The sequence below is a fragment of the Flavobacterium ginsenosidimutans genome, from assembly GCF_003254625.1.
GTDB lineage: Bacteria > Bacteroidota > Bacteroidia > Flavobacteriales > Flavobacteriaceae > Flavobacterium > Flavobacterium ginsenosidimutans.
Map to the genome: position 1 here is coordinate 1 of NZ_QJRJ01000081.1, position 17622 is coordinate 17622.

The following is a 17622-nucleotide window of genomic DNA, read 5'->3' on the forward strand; positions in this document are numbered from 1 at the left end:
AAAACCACTAATAAGCTTACGTTTACAGACGAGGATAAACAGGATACGGTAATCGATTTGAAAGATTTAGTTAAAGGAGCAGAAACCCTAACTACGCTTGAAGATAAAGGTAATGGATTGTATACTTATACAAGCGAAAACGGTAGAACTACTGATATCAATGTGGTTAAAGATGTTATAGACAATTCAAAAACAATTTTTGTAGACGAGTCAGTAAAAAAAGAAATACAAAAACTGATTGAATCTGGAGAGACTTTGACATCATTATCTTATAATCCAACGACTAATAGATTAACGTATAAAGCAGAAAATGGACCAGACACAGTAATAGATTTAAGTACTGTAGCTCCTAAACAGGTTGTAAACGAAATAGTTCCTACAGATGGTCAAACTGTTTTTACTTTAGATTACACTCCATCTTCATTATCAGAGGTGGTAATGTATATCAATGGTGTGCGTATCAATAAAAATGCATTCTCAGTAGATGGTAATAAAGTAACTTATGATCCTACAAAAAATGGAAATAACATTTTAGGTTTAGACCAAGCTGACAATGACAATGTAATGTTCGATTATTCAAAATAATATTTTAAAATAGGGAAGGCTGTAAAAAGCAAACAGCCTTCCTAATTTATTATTATTTCATAAAAATATATTTTTAAAATAATTTGAGAATGAAAAAAATAATATACATGTTATTATTACTTCAAGGAGGAGTAATGATGGCACAAACAGAAACCGTTGTCACGGTAAATGGAAAAAAAGTACAAGTTGCACCAAATGCAGGAACTGCAGATAATGGTTTAACAGCAGATAATGGTAAAATTCAATTAGGAGGGAAATTAAATAAACCAACAACTTTGACCACGTCTTCTGTAAATACTTTAAAAATTGCAGGATTGCAAACAGGAACAGTTGCTGACTCATTATTGACGAAAGATGCGAATGGTGTACTAAGACAAATAGCCAATACAAGCTGGAGCACAAAAGGTAATGCCGGGACAGATGTTAGAAAACACTTTATAGGTACAACAGACGATGTAGATTTAATATTTCGAAGAAATTATTGGTTTAGTGGAAGAATTGGTACTGAAAATACTTCATTAGGTCAGGGTGCATTAGAAGAACTTACTGATGGTATTAATAATGTAGCAATGGGGGATTTTAGTTTAACATCTAACAAATCAGGTAGTAATAATACGGCTATTGGTTCTCAGGCTCTTACTGATAATCAAACTGGTGAAGAAAATACGGCAATAGGCTCAGGTGCATTATATCATAATATTGATGGTAAACAAAATACTGCAATTGGTGTTTCTGGTTTACATTATTTGATTAAAGGGGATAATAATATTGCTTTAGGTTATAATGCTGGTGTGAATTACGGTTATAATAGCGAATTGACACAAACATCTAATTCTATTTTTGTCGGAAACAATGTAAAAGCTAAGGCAAATAATAGTATTAATGAAATTGTAATTGGTTATAATGCTACTGGTAGAGGTTCAAATACTGTACAAATAGGAAACTCAAGTATTACAAGTATTGGCGGTGCCGTAAATTGGTCAATTGGTTCAGATTCTCGTTTGAAGAAAGATGTGGTGACCAGTACCTATGGTTTAAATTTCATAAATAAATTACGTCCTGTAATTTACAGAATGAAAACAGGAACTACAGATTTGCAATCAGGATTTATTGCCCAGGAAGTAGAAACTGCTGCTAAGAGTATTGGTTACGAATTTAACGGTATTGTAAAACCTCAAAGCGAAAACGATTTTTACAGCTTACGTTATTCAGAGTTTGTGGTGCCTTTAGTAAAAGCGGTTCAAGAGCAACAGCAAATGATAGAAAGCCAGAAAGCAGATATTGCAGAATTGAAAGCTCAGGTACAGGCGCTTTTGCAGGCAGCTAAAAAATAAAAATAAGCTGAGAGGTAAATCTGAAGTACAATTGTTTTCAGTTGCATAAATAAAAATCTAGAAAACAATATAATTACCTTGATTGTAAAAAATATGATCGAGGTTTTTTTAAACTTCAAATCAAGAGAGACAAAGCCTTTTGTATAATTGGCAAACATCTAATGAAAGCAACTTCATTCATTAGAACCAACTGTTTCATCCCACAAACAGATTAACCCTATTCTAATACAACAATAACTTTTTCGGGGCATACAGGTTTTGCACCTGAATTAATTTTGCATAGAAATTAAAATATAAAAAATACCGAATTAAATAAAGACAAGAAATGAATAATGATTACTTGGATATTATAGAAAAAAACTCAGTTTCTGAAAAAACTGCAGTTTGTTTAATTGGTTTTGCGGCAAGTTTGTTTGCTTGTCAAAATGCAAATGCACAAATGGTAAATGCTGGCGATGTAAAAATTGACCCAAATACCATAATGGCCGTTTACATGGATTATGAAAATACACCATCAGGAAATTTTATAAATGACGGTAAACTGTACATTTTTCAAAATTGGAAAAATGATGGTGTAGTTTCATATACAGAAAACCAAAATGGTTCTACCTACTTTAACGGAACAGAAGATCAATTTATTGAAGGAACTCAAGTTTCTAATTTAAAAAATGCATTTTTTGAAAATTCATCTTCTCCAGTACCTTTTCATTTATCAGGTAAGATAGCCGTAGGAGGTAACTCGGAATTTAAACAAGGAGTTGTTCTGGCTGGCGATTATGGAGGAAAAGTAATTTTCAGAGAAAAAGCAGGTCATACACTTACGAGCGACTTAAGTTTTGTGGATGGTCAGGTAGAAAAAGATGGTAACGCCGCTTTTGAATTCCCAGTTGGGGCTGGTAATTATTTTAGACCTTCTTATCATGCAGCAGGCACTAATAACGGAGATATTTACACTACACAGTATTTTAATAAAAACTCACACTACATTCATTCACATGACAGTAGAGATGTAAAAATTATCACAATCAATAATAATGAGTATTGGGAAGTAACACAAGATAGAGGCGCTGAAAAAATAATCTTGAGCTTAACAATGGATAGCCGTACAACACCTTCAGAATTTTTTAATCCTGGAGACGATTATCAGGTTGTTATAACACGATGGGACGCTGTTTCTGGCCAATGGATAAATGAAAAAGGAGAGGTAAGTGATCCTTTGCCTGGAAAGCCTTATGAAAAATTATTAACAGCACAGGTAAGCGGCTACGGGCTTTTTACAATGGCTTTGGTTAAGAAAACAGACGATGTAAAAGATCTTATTATTTATAATGCGGTTTCACCAAATGATGACGGTTTAAATGACAGCTTTGTTATTAAAGGAATTGATCAATTCCCAGATAACCAAGTCGAGATTTACAATAGATGGGGAGTTAAGGTTTATGACGCTAAGTCTTACAATGAAAGCGATAACATGTTCAGAGGATACTCAGACGGACGTGCAACAATTAAGAGAGGCGATAAACTTCCAACAGGAACATATTTCTACATAGTGAAATATAATACTGGTACAGAGGTAAAAGAGAGAACAGGTTATTTGTATATCAATAATCAATAATTAAAAGAAATTAGAACTAATGAAAAAGATTTCATATTTATTAATCTTGTTGTTCGTGGGAATTTTGGAAGTCTCCGCACAGCAGCAGTCACAGTATACACAGTATATGTACAATACTCTGACAATAAATCCAGGATACACGGGAACACGTGGTATACCAAGTATTTTTGGAATGTATAGAACGCAGTGGGTAGGATTGGATGGAGCACCAAAAACAGCAAACTTTTCTATAGAAGCGCCTATTACAGAGAATGGACAAGGTTTAGGATTATCTGTAGTAAATGATAAAATCGGACCATCACAAGAAACTACTTTGACAGCAAGTTATGCTTATCCAATTCAGCTTTCTGCAGATACATTTTTGTCTTTAGGTATTAGTGCATCAGGTAACTTTATGCAGATTGACTATAATAAGCTAAATGTTTTGAATCCAGAAGATCCATTCCTTTCAGGAAATCTTACTAAGACTTCTCCAAATTTTGGGGCAGGAGCCTATTTTCACTCTTCAAAATGGTATGCAGGTTTATCTGTGCCAATGATTTTGGAAACGAAGTTTTATGATGATGTAAAAACATCTGTAGCTTCTCAAAAAATGCACGTCTATGCAATGGGAGGCTATGTATTTGATCTAAACGATAATCTTAAGTTCAAGCCAGCTGCTATGATAAAAATGGTTAGCGGTGCGCCTTTAGCTGTTGATTTATCTGCAAACTTCCTGTTTAATGAAAAATTAACTTTAGGAGCAGCTTACAGATGGGATGCAGCTGTAAGTGCTATGGCTGGATTCCAGGTTACATCAGGAATGAATATTGGTTACGCTTATGACTATGATACACAGAAAATAGGGAATTATAATTCAGGATCTCATGAAATTTTCCTTCGTTTTGACTTATTCTCTGGAACCAAATACAGACTTGTTACTCCAAGATTCTTTTAATAACCATAAACTAGGATAAAAAAATGATATCTAAAAAGATAAGAACTGTACTAACTATTCTTTGTATTTGTTTATTACAAATAGGAGTTGTTAATGCGCAGGATAAAAAGATTGAAAAAGCAAATGAAACTTATAATAAGTTTGCTTTTATTGAGGCGGCTAAGTTGTATAAAAATCTGGTCGATAAAGGTAATACTTCTTTAGAAGTTTATACAAAATTGGGTAATAGCTATTATTTTAATGGTCAATACCCTGAAGCTGCAGAAGCTTATTCAAAGGTTTTTAATTCAGGGCAATCTGTAGATTCTGAGTTTTATTTCAGATATGCACAGGCTCTAAACAATACAAAAAAATACGATGAAGCTAGTGCTGTCATAAAAAAATATTATGCAGTAACGGGTAAAAAAGATCTTAGCGCAAATTGGAAAGAGCAAAAATTACTGTCTGACATTCAAAAAGAGTCAGGACGTTACAGTTTTAAACCAGTTAGCATCAATACACCAGTTTCAGATTTCGGAACTGCATTTGATGGAAAAGATAAAGTGATATTTGCTTCAGCAAGAGATACAGGAGTAATTATTAAACGTAAACACAGCTGGAATGAAAAATCATTCATGAAATTGTATTCGGCTAAACTTACTACAGATGGAGGATTGGAAGATGCTACATTAATTAAAGGAGATGTAAATACTAAATACCATCAGAGTAGTGCAGCAGTAACAAAAGATGGTAAGTATATGTATTTTACCAGAAATAACATTAAAGATGGTAAGTTAGGAGCCGACAAAAACGGGACTACTTTCTTGAAAATTTACGTTGCAGAAAATATTAAAGGAGAGTGGAAAAACATAAAAGAACTTCCTTATCCAATAAATAGTGATGGTTTTTCTTCAGCGCATCCAGCGATTAGCCCAGATGAATCACAGTTATATTTTGCATCGGATCGTAATAATAGTTTTGGTAACTCAGATTTGTATGTTGTAAGTTTGAAAAAAGGAGTTCTAGTAAACAATGACGTTACAAAATTAAGTGACGAAATAAATACACCAGGACGTGAAACTTATCCTTATGTTGATAACAATGGTATTTTGTACTTTGCTTCAGATGGTCACCCAGGACTTGGTGGTTTAGATGTATTTGCTGCAATGAAAGACAATGAAGGAAAATACCATGTGGTAAATGTTGGTGATGGAGTTAACACGGCTTCGGACGACTTTGCTTATGTGATCAATACAGAAAACAAAAAAGGTTATTTCTCTTCAAACAGAGATGGTAACGATGATATTTATAGTTTTACCGAAAATTCACCAGTAATTTTTGATTTTGACTACAGATCAATAGTATTTGGAACTATTACAGAAAATGGTAAACCAATTGCCAACTACAATGTTCAGTTATTCAATTCAAATAATGAAAATGTTGGCACTACAAAAACTGATGACGCAGGAAACTACAAAATTGCTGTAGATCCATATATAAATTATAGAGTGTTATACACTAAATTATCTTATGCAGATAAAACGGTAAACACAGAGTTATTGAAACCTTTGGAGAAGAAGGAAATCAGTTTTGAAATAGTGAGAGAGTTAGAAGTTGTTGTTGATGGTGAGAAAGTCAAAATTCAGGATGGAGATGATTTAACAGACAAATTAAAACTAAGTCCTATTTATTTTGATTTGAATGGTTATAAAATTAGACAATCTTCTAAGAAAGAATTAGATAAGGTAGTTGCTTTACTAAAAGACCGTCCAAATTTATCTTTAAAAGTGAATTCTTATACAGATAGTAGAGGTAGAGACGAGTTTAACATGAAGCTTTCTGAAAACAGAGCGAAAGCAACTGTTGAATACATCGTAAATTCTGGTATTGCACAAGAAAGAGTTAGTGGGGAAGGATTTGGTGAAACACATTTATTAAATCATTGTTCAAATGGTGTAACATGTTCAGAAAAAGAACATGAACAAAACAGACGTTCAGAGTTCATTATAAATTTTAGTAAATAGTTCTTTTTTTATTTAGCTGCTGTTCAATTGAAATAATTATTGTCAGCAGCTTTTTTTATAAAATTTGAAAGGCAAGATCAATTTTTTTGATTTTGCCTTTTTTGTTTTTCTCAAAACGACCTTAGCTTGTTTTGGTAAAAAAGGATCAATTCAAATCAATGATCGTTTTTAAATCATGATATATATTGTCACTTTTGTCCATAATGCCTTTAATAATAGCGTTTTTATCAATTACAAAACTTGTAGGGAAATAGAAAATATTATACTTAGTGCTTATTTCGCCCGCATTTGGCAATTGTGTGTAGTTAAAAGCACGTTTTTTCAGAAAAGCTTCAACATGTTGAGAAGTGTTATATGTAAGTCCAAGAAAAACAACATCTTTATTTTTGTATTCGTCTACTAATTTATTGAGTTCTGGAATTTCCTTAATACACGGAGCGCAAGACGTAAACCAGAAATTTAGCACTACAGTTCTACCGCGAAGTTCCTTTAGAGACCATGTTTTACCTTCAAGATCTTTGAGTTCAAATTCTGGAGCCGGATTATTAAGCATTTCTGCTAAAGCTTTTTTGCTTTTGCTTTCTTTGTCTGTATAATCTGAAGATTTTTTTACAAGATGCATTACGCCGTTTTTATCATCTTCTTCATTATGTCTAAATAGGACCTGACCTTTTCCCCAGGCATTTTCAAGACTGTCAAGATTTTTAAGAATCTTACCATCTGGTAAAAGAAATTGAATCGATTTTTTTGGAGTATCATCTCCAAATGAAGTCTGACCTTTCATATTTGCAAAAAATAAACAAACAGTCGTGCACATTAAAAGTTTTCCAGTATTCATGATTTCAAGTGTTTAAGTTATACAAGTCAAATGTAGTCGTAAACTTTTCCCTGTAGGTTAAAGCGCTCTTAACCAATGTTAACTAGTGTTAACTGAGTTATTCAAATGCCAAAATGAGATATATTTGTATATTATAATTTGCTATGAAAAATCAGTTTAAAATTATTCTAATCACTTCTATTACGGCTTGCAGTATTTTGCTTTTTCAATTTTTTTGGGTTTATAGGACTTATGAGGAAAGTCAGGAAAATTTTCAAGTCAAGGTAAAAAATGCATTACAGCGAAGTGTCGATTTATTCTTTCTCGAAAAGGTAAGAACCCCAACGAGTTTATCTAACAGCGATCCTTATTTGTCAATTATAAGTGAAGTTACAGATGAAAAGAAAGAAAATTTAAACTTAAAAAAAGATTTTCCAAAATCTGCTGGATCTCTTAAAATAGGAATGCAGCCTTTAAAAATAGATAGTGCAAACCTTGAAAGTGTTCGTCTATTTTTAGTAAAATTAATTGCTTCATCAAATAAGCAAAGTGTTGATTTGTTATTGGTTAATGAAAATTTTAGAAAAGAACTCGACAAAGAGAAAATTTTTATTGACTATAAATTGTCATTGAAAAAAAAGGCAGTTTTAGATTCTGAAGAAGTTGTAAGCATTCCATTAGGTACAAATGAAAAAAACTGGATAATTGAAGCCAGACTTTTTAAAACGGGAAAGTACCTGCTCTTAAAAAATAGTATTCCACTGGCAATTTCTATAATTCTTGTAATTCTAACGGGCGGAAGTCTTTGGTATTTGGGTTTAATAATCTACAGACAGAAACAGTTGGATTCTAAAAAGAATAATTTCATAAGCAATATTACGCACGAATTGAGAACACCAATTTCTATTCTTAAATCGACTAATGAAGCATTATTACAATTTGGCGAAGCTGCTAATCCAGAGAAGACAATTCGCTATTTAAAAATTAATGCAGATGTTTTAAATAAACTGGATTACAATATAGATCGTCTTTTGGACATAACGAGATACGAATTAGGAGTAAAATATGTAAATTTAAATCATGTAAATATTGTTGAATTAGTAAGAAGCATAGTAAATAAGTTTCAGGTAAATGATACTAATCAGATAACAATTAGTACTGAATTGGAAAATGAAACCATTCGTACCGATAAAGATATGATTGACGGAATATTGACTAATCTTATAGATAATGCTTTGAAATATAGTGCTAATTCTGCTGAAATTGTGGTGAAAGTTTTGAGCACATCAAAATACTGGCAATTAGAAATTCAGGATAGCGGTATTGGAATAAGCGAAGAAAATCTTCCTTTAATTTTTGATAAATTTTACAGAATTACATCTGGCAACTTGCACGATGTAAAAGGTTATGGAATAGGATTAAGTTATGTAAAAGAACTAGTTAGTTTACTTTCGGGTGAAATAATTGTAAAAAGTGATTTAGGATCGGGTACAACCTTTATTATTAAATTTCCGTTATGAGTGAGATAATTCATGTTTTGCTGGTAGAAGATGAAGAGGTGTTGTCAACTATTATAAAAGAAACTCTTGAATTGCGAGGGTTTAGTTTTACAATTGCCAAAAATGGAGTAGAAGGCTGGGAACTATTTCAGAGCAAGAAACCAGATATTTGTGTAGTCGATATTATGCTGCCTAGAAAAGATGGATATTCGCTTGTAGAAGATATTCGAATAGTAGATCAGCTGACTCCGATAATTTTTCTTACTGCAAAAAATGAAATCACAGATGTTTTGAAAGGACTAAAAATTGGTGCCGATGATTATATGAAAAAGCCTTTTAGCATGGAAGAGCTTATTCTGCGAATTCAAAAACTAGTAAGACGAAAGTATATCCATTCGGGTGAAGAAATTTCCACAACTTACGATAAAAACATAAAAGTTGGAAATTTTCAATTTAATCTTCATAGACTTGAATTAACAATTGATGGCAAATCGGTCAATCTTTCACAGCGTGAATCGGAATTATTGGATTTACTTATCCGAAATAAAAATCAGTTACTAGATCGCAATAAAGCTTTGTTACTGCTTTGGGGCGATAATAATCCTTTTACGGCCAGAAGTATGGACGTTTACATTACACGTCTCCGAAAATACTTAAGCGCCGATCCGACTGTAGAAATTCTTAGTATCAGAAATAAGGGATTTAAGTTGATTGATTAAATGTCTCGGGTCTAAACTTCTTAGAGCCTGATTTTGATGGGTTTTTATTTTTCTAAAATGTATTGTGGTACGATTCTACTACAAAATTTAGACAGACGCAACATCTGTAAAATTCATCTTAGTTATTATTGGCAAAAATGGAGGTAACTCCAGATTGAAAGTACCACGATTTTGCCACAGAAATTTTGTTCGGTTTGAAAAAAAACGAAAAGTATCATAAAAGAAAAAGCCTGCGAATCTTACGATTTGCAGGCTTTACCACGTTTTTTTGTGGGGAGAGCAGGATTCGAACCTTAAGCCCAGAACCCGCATATTTCCTGCGTTTCTTTTTTTTTAAACCGGTGTTGTCACGATGTTGCCCAGTGGGTAAAGTTTAATTGTGTAAACAATGTTTGAGAATGCAACCTGATTATAATGAGCATTATAATTCTGCTTATGCATTCAACAAAAGTACTTTTTTTTTGCTGATAAGATTCATAAAAAATCAGTGAGATTTTTTTTTATAACTGTTTTATCCCGAATTAGCAGACTATAAAACGGTTGACAGTATTTTCTATCAATCCACTTTTAAATTAAGGTTTGAAGTTGGATTTTAAACAAGCAGATAGCAACGCAAATATAAACTCAGCCATTAATATCAAATAATTTTGAGGACTATCTTAACTTTTTTTAGCGAAAACGAAGGTAATTTCAATATAGATTTATACAGCCAAAAGTCCCTTAAAAACTTTAAGGGACTTAATTTTATATTCTAAATAACTTTAGTAATTATTTTATAAAAGCTAAAATATCTTTATTTATAGTTTCTGCTTCTGTCGTAGGCATACCATGAGGAAATCCAGGATAAGAAATTAGTTTTCCATTTTTCAAAAGTGCAGCTGCTTTTGGAGCCTGATTGTAAGGAACGATCTGATCATCTTCTCCATGAAGTACCAAAACAGGAATATCTAAACTTTTAAGATCTTCTGTAAAATCAGATTCAGAGAAAGCTTTAATGCCTTCATAATGAGCCAGTACAGATCCCACCATTCCCTGACGCCACCAATTGTGTTTAATTCCTTCCTGAACTGTTTTTCCTTCACGGTTCCATCCATAAAATGGAATAGGGAAATCATAGAAGTATTGTGATCTGCAAGATCCAGTTCCTTCTCTAATTTCATCAAAAACTGATAATGGCACACCATCTGGATTGGCTTCATTTTGTATCATAATTGGCGTTACGGCACTAATGATAACTGCTTTTGCAACGCGGCCTTTTCCATATTTTGCTGCGTAGCGAATTACTTCCCCTCCGCCGGTTGAGTGGCCAATATGAATCGCATCTTTTAAGTCAAGTGCAGTGGTTAATTCTGCTACGTCTGCAGCATAGGTTTCCATATTGTTGCCTTCAGAACTTTGACCAGAACGACCGTGTCCGCGTCTGTCGTGAGCAATAACTCTATATCCTTGTTTTAAGAAAAACATCATTTGCGCATCCCAGTCGTCTGCTGATAAAGGCCATCCGTGGTGAAAAACGATAGGTTGTCCTGTTCCCCAATCTTTATAATAAATTTCTGTTCCGTCTTTTACTGTAATTGTGCTCATTTTTTTGGTTTTAAGATTAATAAAATTAAGAGTATCCTAATTTTGGTATTGTCGTTAAATTCTAAGTTTTTATCATTTTTTATTTGACTTAGATTTCTTTGACAAATTTATATAGCAAGAGTAGAGCAGTCGATTAACCTAGATTAAGTAATGAATTGTAACAGCGCTATTACTATTTTAATCTAGATAAATGCCTCAAAAGTCTTCGCTAACTTATTTTTATTTGAAAAGAATTACATGTGTTTTATCTTTTCGTAGATGGCAGGATCGTGTTTTTTTACTTTTATTTTTACGTATTTAGAAGCTGGCATATTGCTTTCTTTCACCACATTATTTACAGAAACCAAAACATTGGTTTCAGGAAAATAAGTGACCGTATTTCGCTCTGGAATTTGATAAGAGACGATAAGGAATAAAGGCGCAATTCTTTCAATGCCATCATTATAATTAAAGAGATCTACTATGTCTCCCGCTTTAAATCCTGCTTTATCAATATCATTTTGATTCATGAAAATAACACGGCGTTCATTTTTTATTCCCCTATAGCGGTCATCCATACCATAAATAGTAGTATTAAACTGGTCATGCGTACGAGTTGTGGCCATCATATATTCATCTGGTTCCAATTCATTATCCGGAATTTCTGTTAAAGTAAATGCCGCACGATCAGCTGATTCTTTAGCAGTAAATTGACCATGACGAGGAGCATTAGGCAGATAAAAACCGCCTTTTTCGCGAACTCTACTATTGTAATTTTCAAAACCTGGAATGCAATTTTCAATAGCTTCTCTCACATCATCATAACTGTCGTGGTATTGCTTCCAGTCGATAACTGATTTTTCTCCAAGAACCTCCATCGCCATTCGGCAGACAATTTGAGTTTCGTTTATCAACTGATCCGAGATAGGTTTAAGCACGCCTTTTGAAGACTGCACCACGCCCATAGAATTTTCTGTACTGATAATCTGCACTTCGCCGTTAACGATATCCATATCACTTCGGGAAAGCGTAGGAAGTATAAGGGATTCTTTCCCGTGTATCAAATGACCTCTGTTGAGTTTTGTCGATACACAGACCAGCAGTTTCAGTTTTCGAAATGCTTCTGCGGTATAAGTCGTATCTGGTGCCGCCGATAGAAAATTACCGCCCATGCAGAACATAAATTTTACTTTCTCGTCATGAATCGCTTTTATCGTTCCAACCACATCATAACCATGATTTCTCGGCGGATTAAATCCAAAGTAAGTTTGAAGACGATCTAATTGTTCATTTGTAGGTTTTTCATCAATAAGCATGGTTCTGTTTCCTTGAACATTACTGTGTCCGCGAACGGGACAGACTCCTGCGCCGGGTTTACCAATACTTCCTTTAATCAATAAAATATTAACAATCTCTCGGATCATATCGACACCATTTGGCTGCTGGGTAAGTCCCATTCCCCAGCAAACAATAATTCTTTTTTTGAAAGCCAGTATTTCTGCCGCTTCTATAATTAAATCTTTTGGAACTCCAGATAGAAAGGCAAGATGATCCAAGTCTAAATTTTCAAACTGTTTCTCAAAATTTTCAAAACCAGTTGTTTTGTCTTTAATAAATTCATGATCAAAAACTTCACCTGGGTTTTTCTTTTCCAATTCAATTAGCAAAAGCTCAATAGCTTTTAAAAGTGCCATATCACCATTTATTTTTATCGGAAGAAAAAGATCGGTAAGTTTTCCGCCTGATCCAATTATCCCTTTTATAGCCTGAGGATTATGGAATCCCATTAATCCAGCTTCGGGTAACGGATTAACCGCAATAATTTTTGCACCATTTTTTTTGCCTTTTTCTAGAGCACTCAGCATTCTTGGAGCATTCGTTCCTGGATTTTGTCCGATTATCACAATCACATCGGTATCATAAAAATCTTCTAAAGTAACCGTTCCTTTTCCAATTCCGATTGTAGTTTTCAAAGCCGTTCCAGAGGTTTCGTGGCACATATTGGAACAATCTGGCATATTGTTGGTTCCAAACTCTTTTGCAAATAGCTGATAAAGAAAGGAAGCTTCATTACTGGTTCTTCCCGAAGTATAAAAGGCCGCTTCATTTGGAGATTCAAGCGCATTTAAATGTGAGGCAATTTTTTTAAAAGCTTCATTCCAACTTATGGGCTCATAATGTGTACCGCCAATAGGTAAATACATCGGTTCGGTCAATCTTCCCATTTTTCCAATTTGGTAATCGTCTAATTTTGAAAGACTGTAAACAGAGTTTTCTTTAAAGAAAGCAGCATCAACTTTTTTGGTTGTAGCTTCTTCAGCTAAGGCTTTTGCTCCGTTTTCACAATATTCGCCCAAAGGAGATCGATCATCATCAGGATCTGGCCATGCGCAGCTGGAACAGTCAAAACCGCCCATTTGATTCATTTTAAACAAAGCTTTTCCACCTCTTATAATGGTTTTATCTTCTATAAGATCGCTTACCGCAGCCATCACCGCAGGAACGCCGGCAGCCCATTTTTCTACTTTTGTTAATTTAAGTTTCGAAAGCTGGTACGGATTTTCTGCTTCAGGTAATTTATGGGTTAAATCATCTGTATTTTGTTGTGGATCTTTCTTCATTGTATTATGGTTTAATGGCTATTGTGTGACGATTACGGTTTGTTCCGATGAGTTGTAGATATTCAATCGGTTTTCTTTTAGAAATCCTAAAAGTGTAATATTAAACTCTGCGGCAAGTTCGACGGCCAAACTGGATGGAGCGCCAATAGAAGCAATAATAGAAATTCCCGCCATTGCCGCTTTTTGGATTAGCTCAAAACTTGCTCTTCCGCTTAGAAGCAAAATATGTTCATTTAGTGGCAGTGATTGATTAGCAAGAGATCTTCCAATTAATTTGTCTAATGCATTATGTCTTCCAACATCTTCAGTTAAAAGAATCAAATCGCCTTGAATATTAAAAAGCCCTGACGCATGAAGACCGCCAGTGGATTCAAAATCGCTTTGAGCAATTCTTAATTTTTCGGGTAATTGATAAAAAACAGATGCATGAATCTGGATCTGCGGTCTCATCAAATTTCCAAATGGGCTTACCGTTTTTATAGATTGAATCGAACTTTTTCCGCATACGCCACAACTTGAAGTCGTATAGAAATTTCGATCTGTCTGCATCAAATTTGGAGTAAAACCTTCTTTAAGATCGACCTGAACAATGTTTTGTTTTTGTGATAAGCAATTCATTTTTATTGCAAAAGCATCTTGAATATCTTCAAAAGAAGTAATAATTCCTTCTGTAAACAGAAAACCAATCGCAAGATCAATATCATTGCCCGGAGTTCGCATGGTAACCGAAATATTCTTTTGAATTCTCTCTGAATTAGAACCGTAAGAAAGCCTGATTTCAAGAGGTTCTTCAACAGAAAGCGTATCTAAAAAAGAAGAGGTTCTGTTATTTTCTATTCTTTGGACACTTACGTGTTTGATGGAAACTAATTCCGTATAATTTATTTCCATGATATTGTAATTGAAGTTGTTACGTAAATTTAATTAAAAATTGGTTCAAAAAATATACTTTCATTCATTAATTGAGAGCATACTATTCGATTTTTATATTTAATTCTCAACCTATTTATTTCACGATTTCACTCATCAGTTGCAAGAGATCTTCTGCACCTGCGTTAAATTTTCTACCATTGACAAAAAAAGAAGGTGTGCCATTTACACCGCTTAAAATACCGCTTTCAAAATCGGAATCTACTTTTGTGGCAAGTTCAGATTTTTTAATATCGACATTGAACTGATGTGGGTCTAGCTCCAATTTCTCTACTAATTCTAATAAAAAAGGTTCGTTTAGAAGCCTTTGGTTTTCGTAGATAGCATCATGCATTTCCCAGAACTTTCCCTGCAATGCTGCGGCTTCTGCCACAATTGCTGCAGGACGGGCGTATTGATGCATTTCTGATAACGGAAAATTTCTAAAAATAAATTTTATCTGTTTGCCGTATTTCGTCATCATTTCTTTAAGAACTGGATAGGCAGCACCGCAATAGGGACATTGATAATCTCCGTATTCTACGATTACTATACTAGCATCTTTTTTTCCTTGTATATGATCAGTTTTACTGACCGCTGGTTTTAGTGACATAATTGATTGGTTTTTATAGTTTTTCTAAAGCTTCAAGAATTCCATCTGCTCCTGGGTTTATAGCCATTGGCGAGAGATAACTCCATTGTATAATTCCTTCTTTGTCAATTATAAAAAGGGCACGATTGCATTCGCCTTCTTTCTCATTGTATACGCCATATTTTTTTGAAGTGTCTCCTTTTGGTTCGAAATCAGCCAATAAAGGAAAATGCAGATTTCTTGATTGAGAAAAGGCCATGTGACACCATTTACTATCTACAGAAATACCGAAAATTGTAGCATCATATTTCTTGAAGTATTTCTGCATTTCGTTGTAAAGTGCCATTTGGTCGCTGCAAACTGGACTCCAGTCGGCAGGATAAAAAGCTAAAATCACGTTTTTTCCTTTAAATTCTGATAAAGTGATTTTTTGATCGGGTGTTGCAAATAAGGTAAAATCTGGCGCAACGTCATTTTTCTTCAGCATAAGATTTATTTTTAAGGTTAAAGTCCGTAATCGGCAGTAACAATGCACAAGCAAGTAGTAATGCAGCAGGCAAAATAAGCGTCCAATTTTTCAATAACGGAAGTATAATTGGTACGACAGATGCACCTAGCAAAAAGCCAATCCATAATAGTAAAAGTCGTATAGCATTGAGTTTATAAAACTTCCGACTGTTTTTATTTCGGGAAAGACTTAACATGGCTGTATTTCTAGCCAGACTATTCAATGTTCCCGTCACGAAATCGGTATTTATTTTTTGACTTCCAACAGATGTTACAATAGTGTTCATAACACCAGTTGAAAAAAGAATGATAGGTATCGACAATCCGTTGTTTATCGTATAATAATTGGATGCCATTGTATAGACAATCAATATTCCTGAAACGATATAAAATGGCAGGGTCTGAATTTTGGATTCTCTCCACAACGAAATGCAGGTTCCAGCATATATTCCGAAGACAAAACAGCCAATTACCGTTAAAGACGAAAGAAGTACGTTGAGTTTGCCACTGGATAATGCGATTCCCAATTGTGTGCTGTTTCCGCTTATAAAAGAGACATATACTTTCCATTTTAGGAAACCAGCAGCATCAAGAAAGCCTGCAATAAAGGCTAAAAATATGGCAAGTTTCTCCTGCGATCTAGTTTGTTCAGACGAATCTATGAACTGTGTTTGGACATCCACAATACTTATGATTACGGTTGAATAAACAGTTTGCTTTTAGGAAATTTTTCTATTTCGCCTTCTTCCAAACCAAAATTGGTTACCACCACATCTTTTGGATTTCCTGCAAGCCATTCGCTTAAATCAATAGATTGATAAGTACCACTGTTAAAACCAATTAAGATTTTGCAAACGGTATTTCCAGTGTTTTTAATATAATGTCCTGCACCCATTGGCACATAACCGACATCTCCAGCGTTGAATTGTTCGGTAACAACTGTGCTTTCTGCTAAAGAAAACAGACATTTCGGCTTGACCAGAAATATAATACTGCCATTCATCAGCATTGGGATGCCAATGCATTTCTCTTAAAGCGCCTGGCTGTAATTCTATAATAGATCCCGCCATTGTGGTACTGATAGGGAATTCTTTGCTTGTTACCAATCTTTGCAAACCGGCACCTGGAATTATTCTAGGTTGTTGAGAATGCAAAGGATAACGGTGTAAATTGGTTAATTCGATATCTGATTCTTCAGGTCGTGAAGCGGCAGTAAATGATAATTCGTCAGGAACAATCCCGGCTGCGAAATAGGCTTCTTTTTGAGGTAATGCGGCTACTTCTTTCAAAGTAATTCCCAAGTTTTGAGCAACAATTTCTGGTGGCATGCAGGATACAAAATCGGTAACGCTGAAAGTGTGATCTTCGGAAAAATTTCCATTATCAAAGATTAAAATAAAATGACACTCTTCTGTTCCTGTTGCTTGGATTGAATGCCCGTATCCTTTTGGAAAATACCAAACATCGCCTGGTTCAAAATTATCTGTGTAGCTTTTACCATTCGGATGAATAATCGTGGTGCGAACCGTTCCTGAAATAACATAAGCCCATTCTGCTGCATTTGCGTGCCAGTGTAATTCGCGCATACTTCCCGGCTGTAGTCGCATGGAAACTCCTGCGATGCCAATAGAAGCTGGAAAATCTTTTACGGAAGCTCCTCTTGTTGTACCGCCGTCATTAGTGCGTGGTTCTTTTTTTTCTAGTTCGTATTTGAAACTTAATAATTCGGTAGTCATAATAATAGCTTTTTGATGATTAATTGTATTGGTTTTTAATTCTATTGTAAAGCTATTGAAGATATATGCTGAGTATATTTTGAATTCGTTAAATGGGCAAAATGAGTCGTTGAATTTAGTAAGAGAAACTTTAGGAATAATTTGAAGCTTTCTGATTGTAGAGGATTTGTTTTTTTAGAGTTTAA

General features: G+C 34.2%; 13 protein-coding genes and 2 pseudogenes. 7 read left to right on the plus strand and 8 right to left on the minus strand.

The genetic code is table 11. From position 1 onward, the window contains the following. The 5 genes and pseudogenes from DM444_RS18295 to DM444_RS18315 all read left to right on the plus strand — a co-directional run. A pseudogene (locus tag DM444_RS18295) lies at window positions 1-585 on the plus strand (hypothetical protein); the annotation flags it as partial. An 89-nt stretch (window positions 586-674) separates the two neighbouring features. After that, a complete protein-coding gene (locus tag DM444_RS18300; protein ID WP_111289287.1) occupies window positions 675-1919 on the plus strand; it encodes a tail fiber domain-containing protein in 1245 nt (414 codons plus the stop codon). A gap of 325 nt (window positions 1920-2244) precedes the next feature. Further along, the gene (locus DM444_RS18305; RefSeq protein WP_111289289.1) at window positions 2245-3534 is read left to right on the plus strand and encodes a gliding motility-associated C-terminal domain-containing protein; all 1290 of its coding nucleotides are present in this window, start codon (window positions 2245-2247) and stop codon (window positions 3532-3534) included. Window positions 3535-3553: 19 nt separating this feature from the next. Beyond that, window positions 3554-4471 carry a PorP/SprF family type IX secretion system membrane protein gene (locus DM444_RS18310; protein ID WP_111289291.1) on the plus strand — a complete coding sequence of 306 codons (918 nt, stop codon included), beginning with the start codon at window positions 3554-3556 and terminating at the stop codon, window positions 4469-4471. A 23-nt stretch (window positions 4472-4494) separates the two neighbouring features. Next, window positions 4495-6474 carry an OmpA family protein gene (locus tag DM444_RS18315; RefSeq protein ID WP_111289293.1) on the plus strand — a complete coding sequence of 660 codons (1980 nt, stop codon included), beginning with the start codon at window positions 4495-4497 and terminating at the stop codon, window positions 6472-6474. 145 nt (window positions 6475-6619) lie between these two features. On the opposite strand, the gene DM444_RS18320 is transcribed toward DM444_RS18315, so the two are convergent. Further along, window positions 6620-7312, minus strand: a complete 693-nt coding sequence (locus tag DM444_RS18320) for a peroxiredoxin family protein (protein WP_111289295.1) — start codon at window positions 7310-7312, stop codon at window positions 6620-6622. Between the two features lie 143 nt (window positions 7313-7455). Between DM444_RS18320 and DM444_RS18325 the strand changes: the two genes are divergently transcribed. Together DM444_RS18325 and DM444_RS18330 are read left to right on the plus strand one after the other, a co-directional pair. Continuing rightward, window positions 7456-8811 (plus strand): sensor histidine kinase, encoded by a 1356-nt coding sequence (locus tag DM444_RS18325; RefSeq protein ID WP_111289297.1) that lies wholly within the window; start codon window positions 7456-7458, stop codon window positions 8809-8811. After that, window positions 8808-9509, plus strand: a complete 702-nt coding sequence (locus DM444_RS18330; RefSeq protein WP_111289299.1) for a response regulator transcription factor — start codon at window positions 8808-8810, stop codon at window positions 9507-9509. Before DM444_RS18325 ends, DM444_RS18330 begins: the two co-directional genes overlap by 4 nt. A 768-nt stretch (window positions 9510-10277) precedes the next feature. On the opposite strand, the gene DM444_RS18335 is transcribed toward DM444_RS18330, so the two are convergent. The 7 genes and pseudogenes from DM444_RS18335 to DM444_RS18365 form a co-directional block, all read right to left on the minus strand. Further along, window positions 10278-11093, minus strand: coding sequence for an alpha/beta fold hydrolase (locus DM444_RS18335; RefSeq protein WP_111289301.1), 816 nt, complete (start codon window positions 11091-11093; stop codon window positions 10278-10280). A gap of 233 nt (window positions 11094-11326) precedes the next feature. After that, window positions 11327-13693 carry an FdhF/YdeP family oxidoreductase gene (locus DM444_RS18340; protein WP_111289303.1) on the minus strand — a complete coding sequence of 789 codons (2367 nt, stop codon included), beginning with the start codon at window positions 13691-13693 and terminating at the stop codon, window positions 11327-11329. Between the two features lie 18 nt (window positions 13694-13711). Continuing rightward, window positions 13712-14584, minus strand: a complete 873-nt coding sequence (fdhD, locus tag DM444_RS18345; RefSeq protein ID WP_111289305.1) for a formate dehydrogenase accessory sulfurtransferase FdhD — start codon at window positions 14582-14584, stop codon at window positions 13712-13714. Between the two features lie 115 nt (window positions 14585-14699). Further along, window positions 14700-15215: a DsbA family protein gene (locus tag DM444_RS18350; RefSeq protein WP_111289307.1), complete on the minus strand. Its 516-nt coding sequence runs from the start codon at window positions 15213-15215 to the stop codon at window positions 14700-14702. 13 nt (window positions 15216-15228) lie between these two features. Continuing rightward, on the minus strand, window positions 15229-15681 hold the full coding sequence (locus DM444_RS18355; RefSeq protein WP_111289309.1) for a redoxin domain-containing protein: 453 nt from the start codon (window positions 15679-15681) through the stop codon (window positions 15229-15231). Then, entirely contained in the window at window positions 15665-16384 is a 720-nt protein-coding gene (locus DM444_RS18360; protein WP_162615000.1) for a YoaK family protein, read from the minus strand. The genes DM444_RS18355 and DM444_RS18360 overlap by 17 nt, the downstream gene beginning before the upstream one ends. Window positions 16385-16395: 11 nt before the next feature. Further along, window positions 16396-17437: pseudogene (locus DM444_RS18365) on the minus strand (cupin domain-containing protein). Window positions 17438-17622 lie beyond the last annotated feature (185 nt).

Excerpts from the sequence above, each read along its gene's own strand:
- DM444_RS18300 (WP_111289287.1), top strand. The coding sequence starts at position 675 with ATGAAAAAAATAATATACATGTTATTATTACTTCAAGGAGGAGTAATG.
- DM444_RS18305 (WP_111289289.1), top strand. The coding sequence starts at position 2,245 with ATGAATAATGATTACTTGGATATTATAGAAAAAAACTCAGTTTCTGAA.
- DM444_RS18310 (WP_111289291.1), top strand. The coding sequence starts at position 3,554 with ATGAAAAAGATTTCATATTTATTAATCTTGTTGTTCGTGGGAATTTTG.
- DM444_RS18315 (WP_111289293.1), top strand. The coding sequence starts at position 4,495 with ATGATATCTAAAAAGATAAGAACTGTACTAACTATTCTTTGTATTTGT.
- DM444_RS18320 (WP_111289295.1), bottom strand. The coding sequence starts at position 7,312 with ATGAATACTGGAAAACTTTTAATGTGCACGACTGTTTGTTTATTTTTT.
- DM444_RS18325 (WP_111289297.1), top strand. The coding sequence starts at position 7,456 with ATGAAAAATCAGTTTAAAATTATTCTAATCACTTCTATTACGGCTTGC.
- DM444_RS18330 (WP_111289299.1), top strand. The coding sequence starts at position 8,808 with ATGAGTGAGATAATTCATGTTTTGCTGGTAGAAGATGAAGAGGTGTTG.
- DM444_RS18335 (WP_111289301.1), bottom strand. The coding sequence starts at position 11,093 with ATGAGCACAATTACAGTAAAAGACGGAACAGAAATTTATTATAAAGAT.
- DM444_RS18340 (WP_111289303.1), bottom strand. The coding sequence starts at position 13,693 with ATGAAGAAAGATCCACAACAAAATACAGATGATTTAACCCATAAATTA.
- fdhD (WP_111289305.1), bottom strand. The coding sequence starts at position 14,584 with ATGGAAATAAATTATACGGAATTAGTTTCCATCAAACACGTAAGTGTC.
- DM444_RS18350 (WP_111289307.1), bottom strand. The coding sequence starts at position 15,215 with ATGTCACTAAAACCAGCGGTCAGTAAAACTGATCATATACAAGGAAAA.
- DM444_RS18355 (WP_111289309.1), bottom strand. The coding sequence starts at position 15,681 with ATGCTGAAGAAAAATGACGTTGCGCCAGATTTTACCTTATTTGCAACA.